The organism is Bradyrhizobium sp. CCBAU 45384 (assembly GCF_028128665.1).
Taxonomy (GTDB): Bacteria; Pseudomonadota; Alphaproteobacteria; order Rhizobiales; family Xanthobacteraceae; genus Bradyrhizobium; species Bradyrhizobium manausense.
The window spans coordinates 21,014-38,989 of record NZ_LBIZ01000102.1 but is presented as its reverse complement, the minus strand read 5'-3'; the positions used below and the strand labels follow the sequence as shown (position 1 = coordinate 38,989).

Sequence of the window (17,976 nt, the reverse complement as noted above, 5' to 3'; positions counted from 1 at the left end):
GCGGTCATCAAGAGCCGCCGCAAGACACACGATCGATTAACTCAGGAAGAGGCGAGCCAGCCATGTCGGTAAGGTCCAAGGTCATCGAGGCGATCAAGCAGATCGCCAAGGAACAGAACGTCGCGCTTCCCGCGCTCACCGACGATCTGTCCCTGCATGAGACAGGCTTTGATTCGCTCGCCTTCGCGATCCTGGTCGCCCGTCTCGAGGACGAGACCGGTGTCGACCCCTTCACCATTTCCGAGGACGCCGCGTTCCCCGCCACCGTGGGTGATTTCGTGCGGGCCTACGAAAATGTCCCCGCGTGAGATCTTTGCGCTTCGCGACTATCTGAGTCCGGAGCTGACCGGGCGCACGCTGTCGGACGCGCATCATTGCGTTTCGTTGACAGATATCCTGTCGCAGACGGTCCTTGGCGGCCGCTTGTGCGAACTGTCCGGCCGCGCCGTCCTGTTGAAATTGTCCGACCAGCTCCGCTCGGGCCTTGCCATGATCGAGCTCGACGGCATCGCCCGTCGCATGCTGCTGTGCCCGCCCGACCTCAATCCGGCGCATCTTGACGCATTGATCGCCGATGCCGGGATCGATGCCGTCGTCACCGACGAGCCCGATCTCTGGGCCGACGCCGGCGTGTCGCTGGTCGTGACCGCACAATTGCCGCTTCGAGCCACCTCGCCCGCGAAGACCGAACGCGCAACCGAATGGCTGATGCTGACCTCGGGCACATCGGGCGTGCCGAAGATCGCCGGTCACACGCTGGAAGCGCTCACCGGCGCGATCGTTGCCGAAGGCCCTGCCAAGGGACCCGCGCCGGTCTGGGCCACGTTCTATGACATCCGCCGCTATGGCGGCTTGCAGATCTTCCTCCGCGCCATCCTCTCCGGCGGCTCGATGGTGCTGTCGGACCCGCATGAAGCGCTCGCCGATCACGTTGCCCGGCTGAACGCGCGCGGGGTCTCCCACATCTCCGGCACGCCATCGCATTGGCGCAAGCTCCTGATGAGCGGCTCGGCCGCAAAGTTTGCACCCGGCTACGTTCGGCTCTCCGGTGAGATCGCCGACCAGGCCGTGCTCGATGGTCTGAAGGCAGCTTTCCCGAACTCTTCCGTCGGCCATGCCTATGCCTCGACCGAGGCCGGCGTCGGCTTCGCCGTCAATGACGGGCTCGAAGGTTTCCCGGCCGACTATCTCGGCAATCGCAACGGCGTCGAGATGAAGGTCGTCGATGGCTCGCTGCGCATTCGCTCGACGCGCACCGCGCACGCCTATATCGGTCGCAATGCCGCCGCGCTCACCGATGCGGACGGATTCGTCGACAGCGGCGACATCGTCGAGCTGCGCGGCGACCGCTATTATTTCGTCGGCCGCCGCGGCGGCATCATCAATATCGGCGGGCTCAAGGTCCACCCCGAAGAGATCGAGGCGGCGATCAATCGGCATACCGATGTCAGGATGTCGCGGGCAAAGTCGCGCCGCAGCCCGATTACCGGCGGCATCGTCGTCGCCGACGTGATCCTCACTGAGGGCACCGATCCGGCACGCGCGAAGGAGATCCGCGACCAGATTCTGGATCAGTGTCGCGCCCAGCTCGCCTCGCACAAGGTGCCGGCAGTGATCCGCTTTGTCGAGGCGCTCGACGTCACCCCGGCCGGCAAACTGGCGCGCACCGATGCATAACGTTCTTGTCACCGGCGGCAGCCGCGGCATTGGCCTTGCGATCGGCAGGCGCCTCGTCGGCGCCGGCTACAACGTGATCGCGGCTGCGCGGCGCGAGAGCGACGAACTCAAGTCGGCGATCGCCGCCTCCGAGGGGCGTCTGCATTTCCGTGCCTGCGATCTCTCGGTGATCGATGCGATCCCCGCGTTCGCAAAGCTCGTGCGCGACGAATTCGGCCCGATTTACGGGCTGGTCAACAATGCCGGCCTCGGCACCGAAGGCCTGCTCGCCACCATGCACAATTCGGCGATCGAAGCGCTGGTGCAGCTCAACGTGCTGTCGCCGATCATCCTCACCAAATATGTCGCGCGCCAGATGATGGCCGACGGCGCGGGCCGCATCATCAACATCTCCTCGATCATCGCGACGACAGGCTATAACGGCCTTTCGGTCTATGGTGCGACCAAGGCGGCGGCGACCGGCTTCACCCGCTCGCTGGCGCGAGAGGTCGGCAAGCTCGGCATCACGGTCAACGCGGTTGCCCCCGGCTTCATCGATACCGAGCTCACGCACAATCTCTCCGACGAGGGTCGCAAGCGCATCGCCGGCCGTAGCGCGCTGCGCCGCCTGCCGGAGACCGAGGACGTCGCGCGTATGGTTGAATATTTGCTGGGCGAGGGCGGTCGCAACGTGACAGGCGCCGTGTTCACGATCGACGCCGGGAACACGGCCTGAGACGGAATCCCACCCGACAAAATGACGTTGATCCGGCGCAATGGCAACGAGCCGGATTTGGTCGTAAGATGCCGCCTCATCGATTGGGTTACGTCAATCGAACTGCCCTAAAGGAAAGGGAGCAGTCCATGGCAACGCCAAGCGTCAAGGCTGCGATCAAGGGGCGGGGATCCGCGGAGCCATCGCCTGCGAAACCGGACGATGTGCGCTGCCCGCCGATGTCGCATCAGAATTCCGGCAGCCACGGCCACGAAATGTATCCGCAGCAATTCGTGCGGCTGATCGGCTGTCATGATCCTGCCCTCGACGCCTTGCGCAAGCGCGAGAGCGAAAAACTGCATTAGCGCGCGCCCGCGCCTACGTCTGGGGTTTCGGAAGATCGATCCGTGCGTGCGAGAATTCCGGCGGCCCCTCTGTCAGACGGCGAATGCGGCGTTCGCGTTCGTTGGCGGGCAGAGCGGGATCGAGCAGTCCCTCGATCTCGTGCACGGCGACCTCTTCGATCCTGACGGCGTCGGACCCGACCGCGATGTGTGGTGACGTCGGCGCTGCCGGAGCGATCTTGAGGCCCAGCTCGACCAGTTTGCAGATTGCGTCGGCGCGCGACAATTGCCGCGCCTCGGCCCAGGCGTCCACGGCCGCAGTCAGCCCTTCCGGCATCTTGACGGCGCTGATGATGTCCAGGCCGGTACGTCGACGTACCGGACGGGCGGAATCCTCGTTGTCGAAGTCAGACACCCCTGATGTCCCATGTGATCCATAGACAAGCCAACCGTAGGCGTGATCTCCGGCCGGCTGTTTGATGCCGATCAATGACGAGATGCGGCATTGCGGCACGGCGCGACCTTGTCGTCCGGCGCCATTTCAGCCAAAGATCGAGACCTCGAATGGGACACCCCGGGGTGAACCCCGATCCATCCTGCCACGTATCTCGTCTGACCTGAAACCAGACTGGCTTCTGCAATGAGCGCCGCATCCTTCTACGGCAGCATCCCTGTCTTCCGCGGCTTCACCAGCCTGATGGACCCGAAACTCTATTCGCCGCTGCCGGAGGATTGGAGCATCGGCGTCGCCGACATCGTTGATTCCACCAAGGCGATCGCGGCGCAGCGCTACAAGGCCGTCAACATGGCGGGCGCTGCCGTGATCGCGGCGGTGACGAACGCGCTGGAGGGACGCGAATTCCCCTTCGTGTTCGGCGGTGACGGCGCGAGCTTTGCGGTTGCGCCTGATGATCTCGAGCTGGCGCGCGAAGCGCTGGCCGCGACCGCGACATGGGTGCGGGAAGACCTTGATCTGAAGATGCGCGTCGCGCTGGTGCCGGTGAGCGCAATAAGGGCCCAGGGCCTTGATGTACGCGTTGCGCGTTTCGGTCCGTCGGCCAATTTGTCCTATGCGATGTTCTCCGGCGGCGGGCTCGCCTTTGCCGATGCGGCGATGAAGCGCGGCGAGTTCGCGGTGACCGAGGCGCCGTCAGGCACGCAGCCCGATCTCACCGGCCTGTCCTGCCGCTTCGAGGAGATGCCGGCCTCGCGCGGGTTGATCCTGTCGGTGCTGGTGATGCCGGCTGCTGGGGCCGATCCGCTTGCGTTCCGCAAGGTGATCGAGGACATCATCCATCTGGTCGAGCGCAGTCCGGACGCGGGCCGTCCCGTGCCGCCGCAGGGGCCGCCGCTGAAATGGCCGCCGCAGGGGCTGGACTATGAGGCACGGGCGATGCGTGGCGGCTCCTTGTTCAAGCGCCGCGCCAGCCTGCTCGCCTTTACGTTTTTCGCCTATGTCCTGATGCGCTTCGACATCAAGGCCGGCAGCTTCCTGCCCAAGGTCTACAAGCGCCAGGTGGTCGAGAATTCCGACTTCCGCAAATATGATGACGGCCTGCGCATGATCCTCGACTGCACACCGGAGCTCGAGCGCGCCTTGAGCGATCGCCTCGCCACCGCTGCGCGCGACGGTGTCGTGCGCTACGGTCTCTATCCGCAGGATGCGGCGATGATGACCTGCTTCACGCCCTCGGCGCTGCGCAGCGATCACGTCCACTTCATCGATGGCGCGCGCGGCGGCTACGCCTCGGCGGCGACGGCGCTAAAGGCGATGGCAGCCGCAGCGCGCTAGAGCATCATGAGATTAGGTTTCATTTGCCGCGACGTGGGAGGTGCGCTCCCTCCCCCGCTTGCGGGGGAGGGTTGGGGAGAGGGTTTCTCCGCAACGGGACACTCCCCCAGGGGAGAGAACCCTCACCCGGCGCGTTGCGCCGACCTCTCCCGCAAGCGGGAGAGGTGCACCGAGTCCGCAGCGGCTTGATTCATCCCAGTCTCATCGTGCTTTAGCGCGACAGGCGGCTCCAGGTCTCGCCGCCGCAGAGCGCGCCGACGCAGCCTTCGACCCGCAAGGTCTCTGCTCCCGTCACGGTGACGCTGCTGGCATAGGTATTGCCGTCGTCGGCATTGTAGATCTGGCCCGACCATTTGTTCGGTCCTGCGGGCTGCATGCCGGAGAACAGCGGCAGTCCGATCATCGATCGCTTGGCGAGCGCGGGATTGGGATTTTTGCTGTCGGTCGCGGGCTGGCCGGTCGCGGTGTCCGTGGGCTCGCGCAGCCAGACGATGTGGCCGCAGATGCCGCCGCCGCATTTGCTGATCTTGACGCGGGCATCGCCCGCCTGGGTGAGCCAGGTCCCGCTTGCCTCGGCGCTCTGCGCCATTGCGGTTGTCGCGCCCGACAGGGCAGCCAGAAGGACGGTGAGAACAGCAAATCTGCAGGACATGGGGGAGGGACCTCGGAATGGAGGCGTCTCCATAGCAGCAAATTCGAATCGTGCAACGCCTGATGGAATCAAATTCCCGCGCGCATTTGCCCCGGCGAATCTGTCACCAGGGCAGGCCGCACAGGTCGATGGTGCCGAGCGTCGGCGCGCGGACGACGTTGAAGACATAGGGCGCCATGACATCGAAGCGGATTCGTCCCTCCGGCTGCTCGCAATAGACCTCGCCCTTGAAGGGCAGCCAGCTGCGGGCCTGGTAGAACGCGGCGTTGTGCGGCTCGCAGAACAGGATCGCGAACTTCACGGCCTCATTGGCGCGCATCGTATGTACCGCCGCGTCGATCGCCATGGTCGCATAACCCCTGTTACGGCGATCCTCACGCGTGCAGACGCCGCCGATACCGCCGACATGCACCTTCTGCCCATTCCAGGTGACGGTGCGGAAGTAGATGCCGACATGGCAGACGAGCCCGTCCTCGGGCGTCTCGATCAGCACGCGCAAATCGGCATTGGCCCATTTGACGTGCCTCCAAGGCTTGTCTGCGAGCTGTTGCGGGCCCCAGACCGCCTGATGCAGCGGCTCGGCGGTCTTCCACGAGGCATCGCCGTTCAGGATGTCGATCTCGATGCTCATCGCCTTCTCTCTCGCATCTTCGCGTCGTGGTTGGTTCGTTCTCCCATAAGCGTCTCAAAGGCAATGATATTTTGCGGCTTGTCACGTTGCTGCGGTCGCTTGCGTTGATTTTATGCAATCCGGCCAAGCCGTCGCATCACGCAATTTCGCAAATTGGCGGTATTTAACAGCGGCGGAACCTTCTATAAGGGGTGACCGTTAGAACACGTTCCCACCAGTTGCGGACAAGAACCCATGACATTCACGCTGCCCCCACTCCCTTACGCCTATGACGCCCTCGGCCAGTTCATGTCGAAGGAGACGCTGGAATTCCACCACGACAAGCATCATCAGGCTTACGTCACCAACGGCAACAACGCGCTCAAGGGCACCGAATGGGAAGGCAAGTCCCTTGAGGAGATCGTCAAGGGCTCATTCGGCAAGAACCCTGCGGTGTTCAACAATGCCGGCCAGCACTACAACCACATCCACTTCTGGAGCTGGATGAAGCCCAATGGCGGCGGCACCAAGCTGCCGGGCAAGCTCGCGAAGAAGATCGACGAGGATCTCGGCGGCTTCGAGAAGTTCAAGACCGATTTCCAGGCGGCCGGCGTCGGCCAGTTCGGCTCGGGCTGGTGCTGGCTCCAGGTCAAGAACGGCAAGCTCGAGATCTCCAAGACTCCGAACGGCGAAAACCCGCTGGTGCACGGCGCCACCCCGATCCTCGGCTGCGACGTCTGGGAGCACTCCTACTACATCGACTATCGCAACCGCCGTCCGGACTATCTCAAGGCGTTCGTCGAGAACCTCGTGAACTGGGAATACGTCGAGTCCCTGTTCGAGAAGGTCTGAGCGTCATTCCGGGGCGCGCGAAGCGCGAGCCCGGAATCCATTTATCCATTCGGATTGACGCCGGATGGATTCTCAGGTGCGCAATTGCGCACCATAGCTCGGCGCTAACGCGCCGCCCCGGAATGACAAGAAAGGCGGTCGCTACGCGGTCGCCTTTTTGCTGCGTCGGCCCTTCCCTGCGGTGGACACCTGTAATGTTATAATATAACATCTCTGCATGGTTCCCGCCGCGTCCCACTCCCACCATCACGGCCACGCCCATGGTCATTCTGGCCACTCTCACGGCCACTCCCATGACCACGGGCATGACCACACCCACGCCCATGTCCATGACGCCGCCTCGCCGCATCCGGCCCAGGATGCGCCTTGGTCGATCCTGCGCATGACCATGGCCGGGCGCCTTGCGGCCGCTGTGGCCGTCTGCGCCGCGCTCTGGGGCATCGTCTTCCTGGCGATGAGGTGACCATGGCCCAGCTCGCATTCCGCAACGTCACGCTCGGCTATGACCGCCACCCGGCCGTGCACCATCTCAATGGCGAGGTCGCATCAGGTGCGCTCGTGGCCGTGATCGGCCCCAACGGCGCCGGCAAATCGACGCTGCTGCGCGGCATCGTCGGCATCCTGAGGCCGCTCGACGGCAGCATCCATCTCGGTGGGCTGGACGCCCGCGACATCGCCTATCTGCCGCAGAGCGCGGACATCGACCGCAGCTTCCCGATCTCGGTATTCGATTTCGTCAGCACCGGGTTGTGGCGCGCGGCCGGCCTGTTTGGCGGCATCGGCAGGGTTGCGCGCGAAAAGATCCTTCGCGCCATCGCGTCGGTGGGCCTCAACGGCTTCGAGAACCGGCCCATCGGCACGCTCTCGGGCGGGCAGATGCAGCGCGTGCTGTTCGCGCGCGTGCTGCTCCAGGATGCGCGCCTGATCGTGCTCGACGAGCCCTTCAACGCCATCGACAGCAAAACCATTGCCGACCTGCTCGCGCTGGTGAAGCATTGGCATCACGAAGGCCGCACCGTGATCGCCGCACTCCACGACATGGAGATGGTGCGCACCCATTTCAGCGAGACCCTGGTGCTGGCGCGCGGCCCCGTGGCCTGGGGACCGACCGCGGAGGTGCTGACGCCGGAGAACCTGATGGTCGCGATGCGGATGTGCGAGGCCTTCGACGACAGCGCCACCGCCTGCGCGGCTGACGATATCAGCTCGCGGGCGGCGTGATTCCAGATGATCTATGACGCGCTGATCGGTCCGTTCACCGAATTCGAGTTCATGCGGCGCGCGCTCGCCGCCGTCATCGCGCTGTCGCTGGCGGGCGCGCCGATCGGCGTGTTCCTGATGCTGCGGCGGATGAGCCTCGTCGGCGATGCCATGGCGCATGCGATTCTGCCCGGCGCCGCAATCGGCTTCCTGCTCTCCGGCCTCAATCTGTTCGCGATGACGGCCGGCGGCCTGATCGCGGGTTTTGCCGTCGCAATCCTCGCCGGCGTGGTGGCGCGCTCGACCGGGCTGAAGGAAGATGCATCGCTTGCGACCTTCTATCTGGCCTCCCTGGCGCTCGGTGTCACCATCGTCTCGATCAAGGGCACCAATATCGACCTGCTCCATGTCTTGTTCGGCAACATCCTGGCGATGGACGACCAGACGCTGCTGGTGGTCGCCTTCAACGCCACTGTGACGCTGCTGGTGCTCGCGGTGATCTATCGCCCTCTGGTGATCGAGAGTGTCGATCCATTATTTTTGCGCACCGTGAGCCGGGCTGGCGGCCCTGCGCATCTCGCTTTCCTCGCGCTCGTCGTCGTCAACCTCGTCAACGGCTTTCAGGCGCTCGGCACGCTTCTCGCCGTTGGCTTGATGATCCTGCCGGCCGGCATTGCGCGGTTCTGGTCGCGCGATCTCACCGTCATGATCTGCATCGCCGTGGTTGCTGCGGCAGTCTCAGGCTATGCCGGCCTCGTGCTGTCGTTCCAGACCCGCGTGCCCTCGGGCCCGGCGATCATCCTGGTGGCGACGGCGATCTACATCGCCTCGGTCCTGTTCGGCCGCGTCGGCGGCATCGTCAGGCAGATGTTTCCCGGCCGGCATCTGGAGGCGTGACGATGCGCGTCCTTTTGCTTCTGGCATCGCTGCTGATGGCCTCGCCACTGCAAGCGGCTGAACGGCTCAACGTCGTCGCGAGCTTCTCGATCCTGGCGGATTTCGTCCGCACGATCGGCGGAGACAAGATCAACCTGACGACGCTGGTGGGTCCTGACAGCGACGTGCATGTCTACACGCCGGCGCCGGCTGATGCGAAGCGCATCGCGGAGGCCCGGCTCGTTATCGTCAATGGCCTCGGGCTGGAGGGCTGGCTGCCGCGTCTTGTGCAGTCATCAGGGGCCAAGGCGCAGGTTGTCACCGCGAGCGCTGGCATCGCACCATTGAAGCTCGGCTCGGCCGCCGATCCGCATGCCTGGCAGTCCATCCCCAATGCCAGGATTTACGTCGCCAACATCACAGGCACGCTGGCTGCCACCGACCCTGACGATGCGGATGTCTTCCGTGCCCAGGCAAAAGCCTATCTGGAAAAGCTCGAAGCGCTCGACCGCGAGGTCCGCGAGGCCGTCGCAAAAATCCCGCCGGAACGGCGCAAGGTGATCTCGACCCACGATGCCTTCGGCTATTTCGCCGCCGAATACGGCATCCAGTTCATCGCGCCCCTCGGCGTCTCCACCGAAACCGAGCCCAGCGCACGGGACATCGCCACCATTATCGGGCAGATCAAGGCCCAAAAAATCCCGGCCGTTTTCCTGGAAAATATCAGCGATGACCGCCTGATCCGCCGGATCGCGGCCGAGACCGGCGCCAAGGTCGGTGGGACCCTGGTTTCGGACGGTTTGACCGGCGAAAAGGGCCCTGCACCCACTTACATTGACATGGTCAGGCACAATATAAAGGCCCTGACCAGCGCGCTTGACCATTAGGGCAGGGGCCACCCCTCGCGGCGACCCGCCGTGCGTCGCGCGACAAGCCTACGTCCGGAGTTCTTATGTCTGAAGCGACCGCCTCCAAAATTCCCGTGACCGTGCTGACCGGCTATCTCGGCGCCGGCAAGACCACGCTTTTGAACCGCATCCTGTCGGAGAACCACGGCAAGAAATACGCCGTCATCGTCAACGAATTCGGCGAGATCGGCATCGACAACGACCTCATCATCGGTGCCGATGAGGAAGTGTTCGAGATGAACAATGGCTGCATCTGCTGCACCGTGCGCGGCGACCTCGTCCGCATCATGGACGGCTTGATGAAGCGCAAGGGAAAGTTCGACGCCATCATCGTCGAGACCACCGGCCTTGCCGATCCGGCGCCGGTCGCCCAGACCTTCTTCGTCGACGAGGACGTGCAGAAGAACGCGCGCCTCGATGCGGTGGTTACCGTCGCCGACGCCAAATGGCTGTCCGATCGGCTCAAGGACGCGCCCGAGGCCAAGAACCAGATCGCCTTCGCCGACGTCATCGTGCTGAACAAGACCGATCTCGTCACCAAGGGCGAGCTCGCCGAAGTCGAGGCCCGCATCCGCGGCATCAACCCCTATGCGAAGCTCCACCGTACCGAGCGCTGCTCGGTCGCGCTGGCGGACGTGCTCGATCGCGGCGCCTTCGACCTCGACCGCATCCTCGACATCGAGCCTGATTTCCTCGAGGCCGATGATCATGACCACGACCATGATCATCACCATCATCACGGCCACGACCATCACCACCATGATCACGGCCACGGCCTGAAGCACTATCACGACGAGGACATGCAGTCGCTGTCGCTCAAGACCGACAAGCCGCTCGATCCGAACGTGTTCATGCCCTGGCTGCAGAACCTGGTTCAGGTCGAGGGCGGCAAGATCCTGCGCTCCAAGGGCATCCTCGCCTTCCACGATGACGACGACCGCTACGTCTTCCAGGGCGTCCACATGATGCTGGAGGGCGACCACCAGCGGAAGTGGAAGGACGGCGAGAAGCGCGAAAGCCGCCTCGTCTTCATCGGCCGCGAATTGCCGGAGAAGGCCATTCGCGAAGGTTTCGAGAGCTGCATCGTTTCGTGATGAAAGAGTTTACGCCGCCTCCCGATTCCGCCTCGATCGTCTCCGTCACCGACCGCGTCAAGCCTGTGACGCTCGGCATGGGCGTGACCTCCGTGCACTTCCTTGGTCCCCGCGCCGCCTTCGTCGGTGGCGAGGAGAACGTTGCGTTCGTCGACGACAAGGGCGAAGTCACCAAGGTTGCCGTGCACAGCGGCGGCATTCTCTCGGCCGCCTCCGACGGCAAGCGTCTCATCATGGGCGGCGACGACGGCAAGGTCGTCGCGCTCGACGCCAAGGGCGAGGTGACGCTGCTCGCCACCGATCCGAAGCGGCGCTGGATCGATGCAGTGGCGCTGCATCCTGATGGTGCCTTTGCCTGGTCGGCCGGCAAGACGGCGACCGTTAGAAGCGGCAAGGCCGAGGAAAAGTCGCTCGACGTGCCCTCGACCGTGGGCGGTCTCGCCTTCGCCCCGAAAGGCCTGCGGCTCGCGATCGCGCATTACAATGGCGCCACGCTGTGGTTCCCGAACATGGAAGGTTCGGCCGAATTCCTGCCCTGGGCCGGCTCGCATCTCGGCGTCACCTTCAGCCCGGACAACAAGTTCCTGGTCACTTCGATGCATGAGGCGGCGCTGCATGGCTGGCGGCTGGCCGACAACAGGCACATGCGCATGACCGGCTATCCCGGCCGCGTCCGCTCGATGTCCTGGAGCGCCGGCGGCAAGGGTCTCGCGACCTCGGGCGCCGACACCGTCATCATCTGGCCGTTCGCCAGCAAGGACGGCCCGATGGGCAAGGAGCCCGCGATGCTCGCGCCATTGCAGGCGCGCGTCGCGGTCGTCGCCTGCCATCCCAGGAACGACATCCTGGCGGCCGGCTACAGCGACGGCACCATACTCATGGTGCGGATGGAAGACGGCGCCGAGATCCTGGTCCGCCGCAACGGCACGCCGCCAGTGGCCGGGCTTGCCTGGAACGCCAAGGGCACGCTGCTCGCCTTCGCCGACGAAAATGGGGACGGCGGGTTGCTGGCGCTTTAATCTGTCATGGTTCAAGCCGTAGGGTGGGCAAAGGCGCTCTTGCGCCGTGCCCACGATCTTTTTTGGTTTGAGGGAGGCCGTGGGCACGCTTCGCTTTGCCCACCCTACGGCAGTTCACATTCATGCGCTTTCTGACGACCTTCCAGCTCGCCGACTTCGCGGACACGCTGGTCAGCCTGTTCACGGCCTTCGTGCTCGGCACACTGATCGGCGCCGAGCGGCAATATCGTCAGCGCACGGCTGGCCTGCGGACCAATGTCCTCGTCGCGGTCGGCGCTGCGGCCTTCGTTGATCTCGCCATGCATCTGGACGGTGCCGAGGGCGCGGTGCGAGTCATCTCTTACGTCGTCTCCGGCATCGGCTTCCTCGGCGCCGGCGTCATCATGAAGCAGGGCATGGACGTGCGTGGGCTCAACACCGCGGCGACGCTGTGGTCCTCGGCCGCTGTCGGCTCCTGCGCCGGCGCCGACATGGTCGCACAGGCCGCGGCGCTCACCGTCTTCGTCATCGCCGGCAACACGATGCTGCGTCCGCTGGTCAATGCCATCAACCGCATTCCGCTGAACGCGAAGGCGCTCGAGGCGACCTATTATTTCAAGCTCGCGGTTGCGATGGATGCCCTGCCTGACATGCGCGACCGGCTCGTCGACAAGCTCGAGGATGCCAAATATCCCGTCGCCGACGTCGAGGTTGTCGAGACCGGCGACGATCTCATCGAGATCGTCGCCGAGCTGGTCGCGACCGCGGTCGATCCGAACGAGCTCAATGCGGTGGCAACCGAGCTCCAGCACCTGCCCGGCGTCCGTCACGCCACCTGGGAAGTCAGCACGACGGATTGAGCCCGGTTCCCGCCTCTCCCAGCGCGGAACCCGCCGGCTCCAGTTTCGTTGATCCCGTGGACAAAGGCGGTGATCGACATGACCGGCCAGAACAACAAGCGAAACCTGAAGCTCGACCTCACAATCGCCTGCACGCTGTTCGCAGCGGGTGTCTTGGTGTCCGTGATGTCGCTGGCGCAAATCCGCGCCCAAAGCCGGATGGATCTGGCGCAGGCCACCCAGCCGCTTCAGGGCACGCCTTCCGACGACCAGACCAAGACGCCCGCAGAGGCAAAACCCGGCGGCGACCGGCCGACCACGCCAGCGCCCGAGCCCGCGCGCCCCGAGCCGCAGACACAGGGCGCGGCGGGAGCCGCCAAGCCCGCGCTGCCGCCGGCCCCGGCCGAGAAGATCGCGCCGCCGATCAAGGATAAGCAGTAGACAGCGCACGCGTTTTTGCCGCAGGCGCGCAATGGCCTGCCATTGCGCGGTCTACTGTGCATGGGGTTGTTTTCGCTGTTTTGTCAGCGAGCCCGCTCACCGCACCAGAATGTTCTTGAACTGCCAGGGATCGCTGGTGTCGATGTCCTCAGGGAACAGGCCCGGCCGATCCGTCAGCGGCGTCCAGTCGGTGTAAAAACCCTTCACCGGGCCGAGATACGGCAGCTGGATCTCCAGGAGGCGATCGAAATCAATCTCGTCGGCTTCGACGATGCCTTCGTTCGGATTCTCCAGCGCCCACACCATGCCGCCGAGCACGGCGGAGGTCACCTGCAGCGCGGTGGCGTTCTGATAGGGGGCAAGCTCCCGGGTCTCTTCGATCGAGAGCTGCGAGCCGTACCAGTACGCGTTCTTGTCGTGGCCGAACAACAGCACGCCGAGTTCGTCGATGCCGTCGACGATTTCGTCCTCTTCGAGGATGTGGTGCTTCTCCTGCATCTTGCCGGCGCGGCCGAACAGCTCATGCAGCGACAGCACGGCGTCGTCGGCCGGATGATAGGCGTAGTGGCAGGTCGGCCGGTAGATCGCCTTGCCCGATGCGTCCCGCACCGTGAAGTAATCGGCGATCGAGATCGACTCGTTGTGGGTGACGAGGAAGCCGTATTGCGCGCCGCGGGTCGGGCACCAGGTGCGCACGCGCGTGTTGGCACCGGGCTGCATCAGATAGATGGCGGCGCCGCAGCCGGCCTCGTGGGTATGCGCATTCTCGGGCATCCACTTCTCATGGGTGCCCCAGCCGAGCTCGGACGGCTGCATGCCCTCCGACAGGAAGCCTTCCACCGACCAGGTGTTGACGAAGACGTCAGGCTCTTTCGGCTTCTTGGCGCGCTGGGTGTCGCGCTCGGCGATGTGAATGCCCTTGATGCCGGCCTGCCGCATCAGGTCGGCCCATTCGGCCTTGGTCTTCGGCTTCGGCGCATTGAGCTTCAGGTCGGCGGCGACGTTGAGCAGCGCCTGCTTGACGAAGAAGGAGACCATGCCGGGATTGGCGCCGCAGCAGGACACGGCCGTGGTCGAGCCGGCGGGGCGCGCCCGCTTGGCGGCCAGCGTCACCTCGCGCAGCGCGTAGTTGGAGCGGGCCTCGGGGCCCTTGGACGCGTCGAAATAGAAGCCGAGCCAGGGCTCGTTGACGGTGTCGATATAGAGCGCGCCGAGCTCGTTGCAGAGCTCCATGATATCGGTCGAGCCGGTGTCGACCGACAGGTTGACGCAAAAGCCCTGGCCGCCGCCTTCGGTCAGCAGCGGGGTCAGCAATTCGCGATAATTGTCCTTGGTCACGGCCTTCTGGATGAAGCGCACATTGTGCTTCTCGCAATGCGCCCTGCGGCCCTCATCCTTGGGATCGATCACGGTGACGCGCGACTTGTCGTAATCGAGGTGCCGCTCGATCAGCGGCAAGGTGCCCTTGCCGATGGAGCCGAAGCCGACCATGACGATGGGACCGGTGATCTTCGCGTAGATCTGCGAGGGAGGGCTCATAAGTTTCTCCGGAACGTGCTGGCGGACATCTGGTGAGTGGATCAGGCGCGGCGCTTGTCAGACGCTGCGGCGCTTGGCGGTGACTTCGATCTCGACCTTCATCTCGGGCTTGGCGAGGGCGCTGACGACCAGCAAGGTCGCTGCCGGCCTGATGTCGCCGAGAACCTCGCCGCAGACGGCGAAGTGGGCATCGATGTAGCCGGCGTCGGTGACGTAGTAGGTCGCACGGACGATGTCGGCCATCTCGAAGCCGCCCTCCTTCAGGGCCGCTTCGATGGTCTTGAAGCAGTTGCGTGACTGGCTCGTGACATCGGAGGGCATCGTCATCGTCGTGTAGTCATAGCCGGTGGTTCCCGCGACGAAGGCGAACTCGCCGTCGATCACGGCGCGGCTGTAGCCGACGCTCTTTTCGAGGGGGGAGCCGGTGGAAATCAGGCGACGGGGCATGGATTCGGCCTCGACTGAAGGGGAGAATTTCGTGGGTTTATGGGCAATTTCCGGGCCCGCGCAACCCCAAAGGACGTGAGCTTAACGGAGACGCGGTCGGGCGAAGCCACCCAGTGCGGCTCCGGTCGTCGCCATCATGGCAAGTCCTTACGCCGCGCGCGCCTGGAGGGCGCGAACTACCCTCCGTTTGGGAAGGGCCGCGCCGGTCGGGACGATCATCCCTTCGGCGCCATCAAGCACACCGTCGGTGAACTCGATCGCGAGCAGACGGTCGCGCTCGAACGGGCCGGGCAGCAGCAGCGCGCCGGTCTTCTCGGCCGAGAAGCCGAAACGGGCGTAGTAGGGCGCATCGCCGAGCAGAATCACGGCGTCATGCCCGCGCGCCCGGGCGGCGGCCAGCGCTTGTTGCATCAGCGCGGCGCCGATCCCGAGCTCGCGGCAGGCAGGGTCCACCGCCAGCGGTCCGAGGACCAGAGCGGGCCTGCCTGCGGCGCTGACGTGCCACAACCGCACGGTTCCCACGAGCTTTCCCTCACGCACGGCGGCCAGCGCGAGGCCGGCGGCAGGTGCGCGTCCGTCGCGCAGGCGCTGGCAGGTGCGGTCATGGCGATCCTCGCCAAAGCAGGCATCCAGCAGCGCTTCACGGGCGGCGACGTCGACAGCCCGCTCGCTTCGGATCGCGAACGGAGCGGCTTTCGAGGTGAGGGCGACTTGTGGCTTCCGAAAAGCAGTCATGGCGCGTCAGTCCCCGCTTGGAGCCGCGCACCAAGGCACGCGAGCTCAAGCGTCGTCAGAATGGCAATGTCGGGTAAGGAGCCGGCAAGCCGGCTCCCGGGTTCGTCGTGCCTCGGAGCAGCGAGGCGCTTAGATGTGGTACGTCTTCAGCGGCGGGATGCCGTTGAACGCCACCGCCGAGTAGGTCGACGTATAGGCCCCGGTGCCTTCGATCAGCAGCTTGTCGCCGATCTCGAGCGTGACGGGAAGCGGATACGGGGTCTTCTCGTACAGCACGTCGGCGCTGTCGCAGGTGGGGCCGGCGAGCACGCACGGGGTCATGTCCGCGCCGTCATGCGGGGTGCGGATGGCGTAGCGGATCGACTCGTCCATGGTCTCGGCGAGACCACCGAACTTGCCGATGTCCAGGTACACCCAGCGCACCTCGTCCTCGTCGCTCTTCTTCGAGATGAGCACGACTTCGGATTCGATGATGCCGGCGTTGCCCACCATGCCGCGGCCCGGCTCGATGATGGTCTCCGGAATCTGGTTGCCGAAGTGCTTGCGCAGCGCGCGGAAGATCGAGCGGCCGTAGGTGACGACCGGCGGCACGTCCTTCAGGTACTTGGTCGGAAAGCCGCCCCCCATGTTGACCATGGAGAGGTTGATGCCGCGCTCGGCGCAGTCGCGGAACACCTGCGAGGCCATTGCCAGCGCGCGGTCCCACGCCTTCACCTTGCGCTGCTGTGATCCGACATGGAACGAGATGCCGCACGGCTCGAGGCCCAGACGCTTGGCGGCGTCGAGCACCTCGACCGCCATCTCCGGGTCGCAGCCGAACTTGCGCGACAGCGGCCATTCGGCGCCGGCGCAGTCATAGAGGATGCGGCAGAACACCTTGGCGCCGGGAGCGGCGCGGGCGATCTTCTCGACCTCGGGAACGCAGTCCACCGCGAACAGGCGAATGCCGAGCGCGAAGGCGCGCGCGATGTCGCGCTCCTTCTTGATCGTGTTGCCGAAGGAGATGCGGTCGGGCGTCGCGCCGGCGGCCAGCGCCATCTCGATCTCGGCGACGGTCGCGGTGTCGAAGCAGGAGCCCATGGAAGCCAGCAGCGACAACACTTCCGGCGCCGGGTTCGCCTTGACGGCGTAGAACACGCGGCTGTCGGGCAGCGCCTTGGCGAAGCTCTGGTAGTTGTCGCGCACGACCTCAAGGTCGACGACGAGGCACGGCTCGGTGTCGAGACCTTCCTTGCGGCGGTTACGCAGGAATTCCTGGATTCGTTCGGTCATGGCACTCTCCAACGGTCCCAGCGACAGGATCCGCATCAACGTGACGTCGGATAAGAGTGCTTCGGCCACATCGCGCGATGGAGGCGCGCTGAAGCCAAAAGACTCAAACCAGACTGTGCTGCCGTGGATTGGTTGGGAGAGTCTCCCGCCCGCTCACCTGGCAATGAAGGACAAGCCTTTTCAGTAGCCCGCGCCGGCGGTGGAATGCCGGTAGAGACCAAAAAAGCCCGATCCGTCGTTGCTTTAAGTCGCGTCCCCCGTTGAGAGCGGGGTGCGCCGGTTCGCCTCCGGCTGCCAGTCACGGTTGCAAAGAGCGAAGTCACCTTCGACAAGGCATCTCTTTGAGAGAGATGCTGGGCGCTCCGGGTTTGCCGTCAGTCGTTCGACTTTTCAGTCCTCGACTTCTGCACTTCCGAAGAGCCCCTCGGCTTCTTCACCCCTTGGCGGCTGTCCGGCCTCTTGTCCGGATACCTACCGACTGACACACGACCACAGGCACGTGCGAAATTGGGCAAAAACGCACATAAGGGTTTTGACTCGGCTTCGCAAGAATTTTTTTAGGCTGAGAACAGAATTGCCTAACATCTGCTTGCGCGGTGTTGCGCGAGCGACGCGGAAGATGAACGTGCGTTAAGTTTTTGGTGTCGCGCGCGTGACTGCGTCGCGCAAGACGACTCAGCGGCGCTTGAAGAACGGCTCGACGCGCTGAGCTGCGCGGATGAAGGCGGTCATGACTAGCACGCCGAGTGCGAACAGCACGGCCTGAAGGATGTGCGCGCCCTGGTCACCGAGCCCGATCAGAATGGCGAGCGCCCAGCCGCCGGCAAACGCGGCGCCGAACACCTCGGCGCCAATCAGGATGGCGGCGCTGATGACGGTGATGACGCTCGGCCAGACGATCTGACGGGACGACGAGGAGGGCGCGTTCATGGGCGTTGAGGTCCGTGGTTTCGAGGGCCGCAATCTCCCCGAAAAGCCGGGCGGGAGCAAGGCCAAATGGCCCAAA

The 17,976-nt window shown here is 64.6% G+C and carries 22 protein-coding genes; 14 read left to right on the top strand and 8 right to left on the bottom strand.

The features are described 5' to 3' along the window. Positions 1-62 precede the first annotated feature (62 nt). From XH80_RS13415 to XH80_RS13400, 4 genes are all read left to right on the top strand, one after another. The gene (locus XH80_RS13415) at positions 63-308 is read left to right on the top strand and encodes an acyl carrier protein (protein ID WP_220002324.1); all 246 of its coding nucleotides are present in this window, start codon (positions 63-65) and stop codon (positions 306-308) included. After that, on the top strand, positions 295-1,677 hold the full coding sequence (locus tag XH80_RS13410; RefSeq protein WP_271598973.1) for a class I adenylate-forming enzyme family protein: 1,383 nt from the start codon (positions 295-297) through the stop codon (positions 1,675-1,677). Before XH80_RS13415 ends, XH80_RS13410 begins: the two co-directional genes overlap by 14 nt. Next, a complete protein-coding gene (locus tag XH80_RS13405; protein ID WP_271598972.1) occupies positions 1,670-2,392 on the top strand; it encodes an SDR family NAD(P)-dependent oxidoreductase in 723 nt (240 codons plus the stop codon). Before XH80_RS13410 ends, XH80_RS13405 begins: the two co-directional genes overlap by 8 nt. Before the next feature lie 128 nt (positions 2,393-2,520). After that, positions 2,521-2,736, top strand: coding sequence for a hypothetical protein (locus XH80_RS13400; protein WP_271598971.1), 216 nt, complete (start codon positions 2,521-2,523; stop codon positions 2,734-2,736). Positions 2,737-2,749: 13 nt separating this feature from the next. Here the strand turns inward: XH80_RS13400 and XH80_RS13395 are convergent, their stop codons facing one another. After that, on the bottom strand, positions 2,750-3,130 hold the full coding sequence (locus XH80_RS13395) for a hypothetical protein (protein ID WP_271599066.1): 381 nt from the start codon (positions 3,128-3,130) through the stop codon (positions 2,750-2,752). 225 nt (positions 3,131-3,355) lie between these two features. Between XH80_RS13395 and XH80_RS13390 the strand changes: the two genes are divergently transcribed. Beyond that, the gene (locus tag XH80_RS13390; RefSeq protein ID WP_271598970.1) at positions 3,356-4,507 is read left to right on the top strand and encodes a DUF3095 domain-containing protein; all 1,152 of its coding nucleotides are present in this window, start codon (positions 3,356-3,358) and stop codon (positions 4,505-4,507) included. A gap of 211 nt (positions 4,508-4,718) precedes the next feature. Here XH80_RS13390 and XH80_RS13385 read toward each other — a convergent pair whose 3' ends face one another. Next, a complete protein-coding gene (locus XH80_RS13385) occupies positions 4,719-5,159 on the bottom strand; it encodes a DUF2147 domain-containing protein (RefSeq protein ID WP_057752852.1) in 441 nt (146 codons plus the stop codon). A 103-nt stretch (positions 5,160-5,262) separates the two neighbouring features. Further along, positions 5,263-5,790, bottom strand: a complete 528-nt coding sequence (locus XH80_RS13380; RefSeq protein ID WP_271598969.1) for a GNAT family N-acetyltransferase — start codon at positions 5,788-5,790, stop codon at positions 5,263-5,265. 234 nt (positions 5,791-6,024) lie between these two features. On the opposite strand from XH80_RS13380, the gene XH80_RS13375 reads away from it, so the two are divergent. The 9 genes from XH80_RS13375 to XH80_RS13335 all read left to right on the top strand — a co-directional run bounded on the left by XH80_RS13375 (position 6,025) and on the right by XH80_RS13335 (position 12,977). Beyond that, on the top strand, positions 6,025-6,621 hold the full coding sequence (locus tag XH80_RS13375; protein WP_271598968.1) for a superoxide dismutase: 597 nt from the start codon (positions 6,025-6,027) through the stop codon (positions 6,619-6,621). Positions 6,622-6,838: 217 nt separating this feature from the next. Next, the gene (locus tag XH80_RS13370) at positions 6,839-7,084 is read left to right on the top strand and encodes a hypothetical protein (protein ID WP_271598967.1); all 246 of its coding nucleotides are present in this window, start codon (positions 6,839-6,841) and stop codon (positions 7,082-7,084) included. Positions 7,085-7,086: 2 nt separating this feature from the next. After that, entirely contained in the window at positions 7,087-7,842 is a 756-nt protein-coding gene (locus XH80_RS13365) for a metal ABC transporter ATP-binding protein (protein WP_057752844.1), read from the top strand. Positions 7,843-7,848: 6 nt separating this feature from the next. Next, positions 7,849-8,718: a metal ABC transporter permease gene (locus tag XH80_RS13360; RefSeq protein ID WP_271598966.1), complete on the top strand. Its 870-nt coding sequence runs from the start codon at positions 7,849-7,851 to the stop codon at positions 8,716-8,718. A 2-nt stretch (positions 8,719-8,720) separates the two neighbouring features. Then, positions 8,721-9,584 carry a metal ABC transporter substrate-binding protein gene (locus tag XH80_RS13355; protein WP_271598965.1) on the top strand — a complete coding sequence of 288 codons (864 nt, stop codon included), beginning with the start codon at positions 8,721-8,723 and terminating at the stop codon, positions 9,582-9,584. 65 nt (positions 9,585-9,649) lie between these two features. Beyond that, entirely contained in the window at positions 9,650-10,699 is a 1,050-nt protein-coding gene (locus XH80_RS13350; protein ID WP_271598964.1) for a CobW family GTP-binding protein, read from the top strand. Further along, the gene (locus XH80_RS13345; protein ID WP_271599065.1) at positions 10,699-11,718 is read left to right on the top strand and encodes a WD40 repeat domain-containing protein; all 1,020 of its coding nucleotides are present in this window, start codon (positions 10,699-10,701) and stop codon (positions 11,716-11,718) included. The genes XH80_RS13350 and XH80_RS13345 overlap by 1 nt, the downstream gene beginning before the upstream one ends. Positions 11,719-11,840: 122 nt before the next feature. Continuing rightward, entirely contained in the window at positions 11,841-12,557 is a 717-nt protein-coding gene (locus tag XH80_RS13340; RefSeq protein WP_271598963.1) for an MgtC/SapB family protein, read from the top strand. Between the two features lie 78 nt (positions 12,558-12,635). Next, positions 12,636-12,977, top strand: coding sequence for a hypothetical protein (locus tag XH80_RS13335; protein ID WP_271599064.1), 342 nt, complete (start codon positions 12,636-12,638; stop codon positions 12,975-12,977). Between the two features lie 96 nt (positions 12,978-13,073). On the opposite strand, the gene XH80_RS13330 is transcribed toward XH80_RS13335, so the two are convergent. The 5 genes from XH80_RS13330 to XH80_RS13310 all read right to left on the bottom strand — a co-directional run bounded on the left by XH80_RS13330 (position 13,074) and on the right by XH80_RS13310 (position 17,900). After that, complete coding sequence (locus XH80_RS13330) at positions 13,074-14,516, bottom strand: homospermidine synthase (RefSeq protein ID WP_271598962.1); 1,443 nt, start codon at positions 14,514-14,516, stop codon at positions 13,074-13,076. Positions 14,517-14,573: 57 nt separating this feature from the next. Next, positions 14,574-14,963, bottom strand: coding sequence for a RidA family protein (locus tag XH80_RS13325; RefSeq protein WP_271598961.1), 390 nt, complete (start codon positions 14,961-14,963; stop codon positions 14,574-14,576). Between the two features lie 147 nt (positions 14,964-15,110). Then, positions 15,111-15,698 carry a GNAT family N-acetyltransferase gene (locus XH80_RS13320; protein WP_271598960.1) on the bottom strand — a complete coding sequence of 196 codons (588 nt, stop codon included), beginning with the start codon at positions 15,696-15,698 and terminating at the stop codon, positions 15,111-15,113. A 129-nt stretch (positions 15,699-15,827) separates the two neighbouring features. Further along, on the bottom strand, positions 15,828-16,970 hold the full coding sequence (locus XH80_RS13315) for a type III PLP-dependent enzyme (RefSeq protein ID WP_057752824.1): 1,143 nt from the start codon (positions 16,968-16,970) through the stop codon (positions 15,828-15,830). Positions 16,971-17,645: 675 nt separating this feature from the next. Next, entirely contained in the window at positions 17,646-17,900 is a 255-nt protein-coding gene (locus tag XH80_RS13310; RefSeq protein WP_057752820.1) for a hypothetical protein, read from the bottom strand. Positions 17,901-17,976: the final 76 nt, after the last annotated feature.

Bases quoted from the DNA above. Each gene is read 5' to 3' on its own strand.
- XH80_RS13380 (WP_271598969.1), bottom strand. From the start codon at position 5,790: ATGAGCATCGAGATCGACATCCTGAACGGCGATGCCTCGTGGAAGACC.
- XH80_RS13390 (WP_271598970.1), top strand. From the start codon at position 3,356: ATGAGCGCCGCATCCTTCTACGGCAGCATCCCTGTCTTCCGCGGCTTC.
- XH80_RS13350 (WP_271598964.1), top strand. From the start codon at position 9,650: ATGTCTGAAGCGACCGCCTCCAAAATTCCCGTGACCGTGCTGACCGGC.
- XH80_RS13400 (WP_271598971.1), top strand. From the start codon at position 2,521: ATGGCAACGCCAAGCGTCAAGGCTGCGATCAAGGGGCGGGGATCCGCG.
- XH80_RS13365 (WP_057752844.1), top strand. From the start codon at position 7,087: ATGGCCCAGCTCGCATTCCGCAACGTCACGCTCGGCTATGACCGCCAC.
- XH80_RS13310 (WP_057752820.1), bottom strand. From the start codon at position 17,900: ATGAACGCGCCCTCCTCGTCGTCCCGTCAGATCGTCTGGCCGAGCGTC.
- XH80_RS13325 (WP_271598961.1), bottom strand. From the start codon at position 14,963: ATGCCCCGTCGCCTGATTTCCACCGGCTCCCCCCTCGAAAAGAGCGTC.
- XH80_RS13375 (WP_271598968.1), top strand. From the start codon at position 6,025: ATGACATTCACGCTGCCCCCACTCCCTTACGCCTATGACGCCCTCGGC.
- XH80_RS13385 (WP_057752852.1), bottom strand. From the start codon at position 5,159: ATGTCCTGCAGATTTGCTGTTCTCACCGTCCTTCTGGCTGCCCTGTCG.
- XH80_RS13355 (WP_271598965.1), top strand. From the start codon at position 8,721: ATGCGCGTCCTTTTGCTTCTGGCATCGCTGCTGATGGCCTCGCCACTG.
- XH80_RS13315 (WP_057752824.1), bottom strand. From the start codon at position 16,970: ATGACCGAACGAATCCAGGAATTCCTGCGTAACCGCCGCAAGGAAGGT.
- XH80_RS13320 (WP_271598960.1), bottom strand. From the start codon at position 15,698: ATGACTGCTTTTCGGAAGCCACAAGTCGCCCTCACCTCGAAAGCCGCT.
- XH80_RS13370 (WP_271598967.1), top strand. From the start codon at position 6,839: ATGGTTCCCGCCGCGTCCCACTCCCACCATCACGGCCACGCCCATGGT.
- XH80_RS13340 (WP_271598963.1), top strand. From the start codon at position 11,841: ATGCGCTTTCTGACGACCTTCCAGCTCGCCGACTTCGCGGACACGCTG.
- XH80_RS13410 (WP_271598973.1), top strand. From the start codon at position 295: ATGTCCCCGCGTGAGATCTTTGCGCTTCGCGACTATCTGAGTCCGGAG.
- XH80_RS13415 (WP_220002324.1), top strand. From the start codon at position 63: ATGTCGGTAAGGTCCAAGGTCATCGAGGCGATCAAGCAGATCGCCAAG.
- XH80_RS13330 (WP_271598962.1), bottom strand. From the start codon at position 14,516: ATGAGCCCTCCCTCGCAGATCTACGCGAAGATCACCGGTCCCATCGTC.
- XH80_RS13360 (WP_271598966.1), top strand. From the start codon at position 7,849: ATGATCTATGACGCGCTGATCGGTCCGTTCACCGAATTCGAGTTCATG.
- XH80_RS13335 (WP_271599064.1), top strand. From the start codon at position 12,636: ATGACCGGCCAGAACAACAAGCGAAACCTGAAGCTCGACCTCACAATC.
- XH80_RS13345 (WP_271599065.1), top strand. From the start codon at position 10,699: ATGAAAGAGTTTACGCCGCCTCCCGATTCCGCCTCGATCGTCTCCGTC.
- XH80_RS13405 (WP_271598972.1), top strand. From the start codon at position 1,670: ATGCATAACGTTCTTGTCACCGGCGGCAGCCGCGGCATTGGCCTTGCG.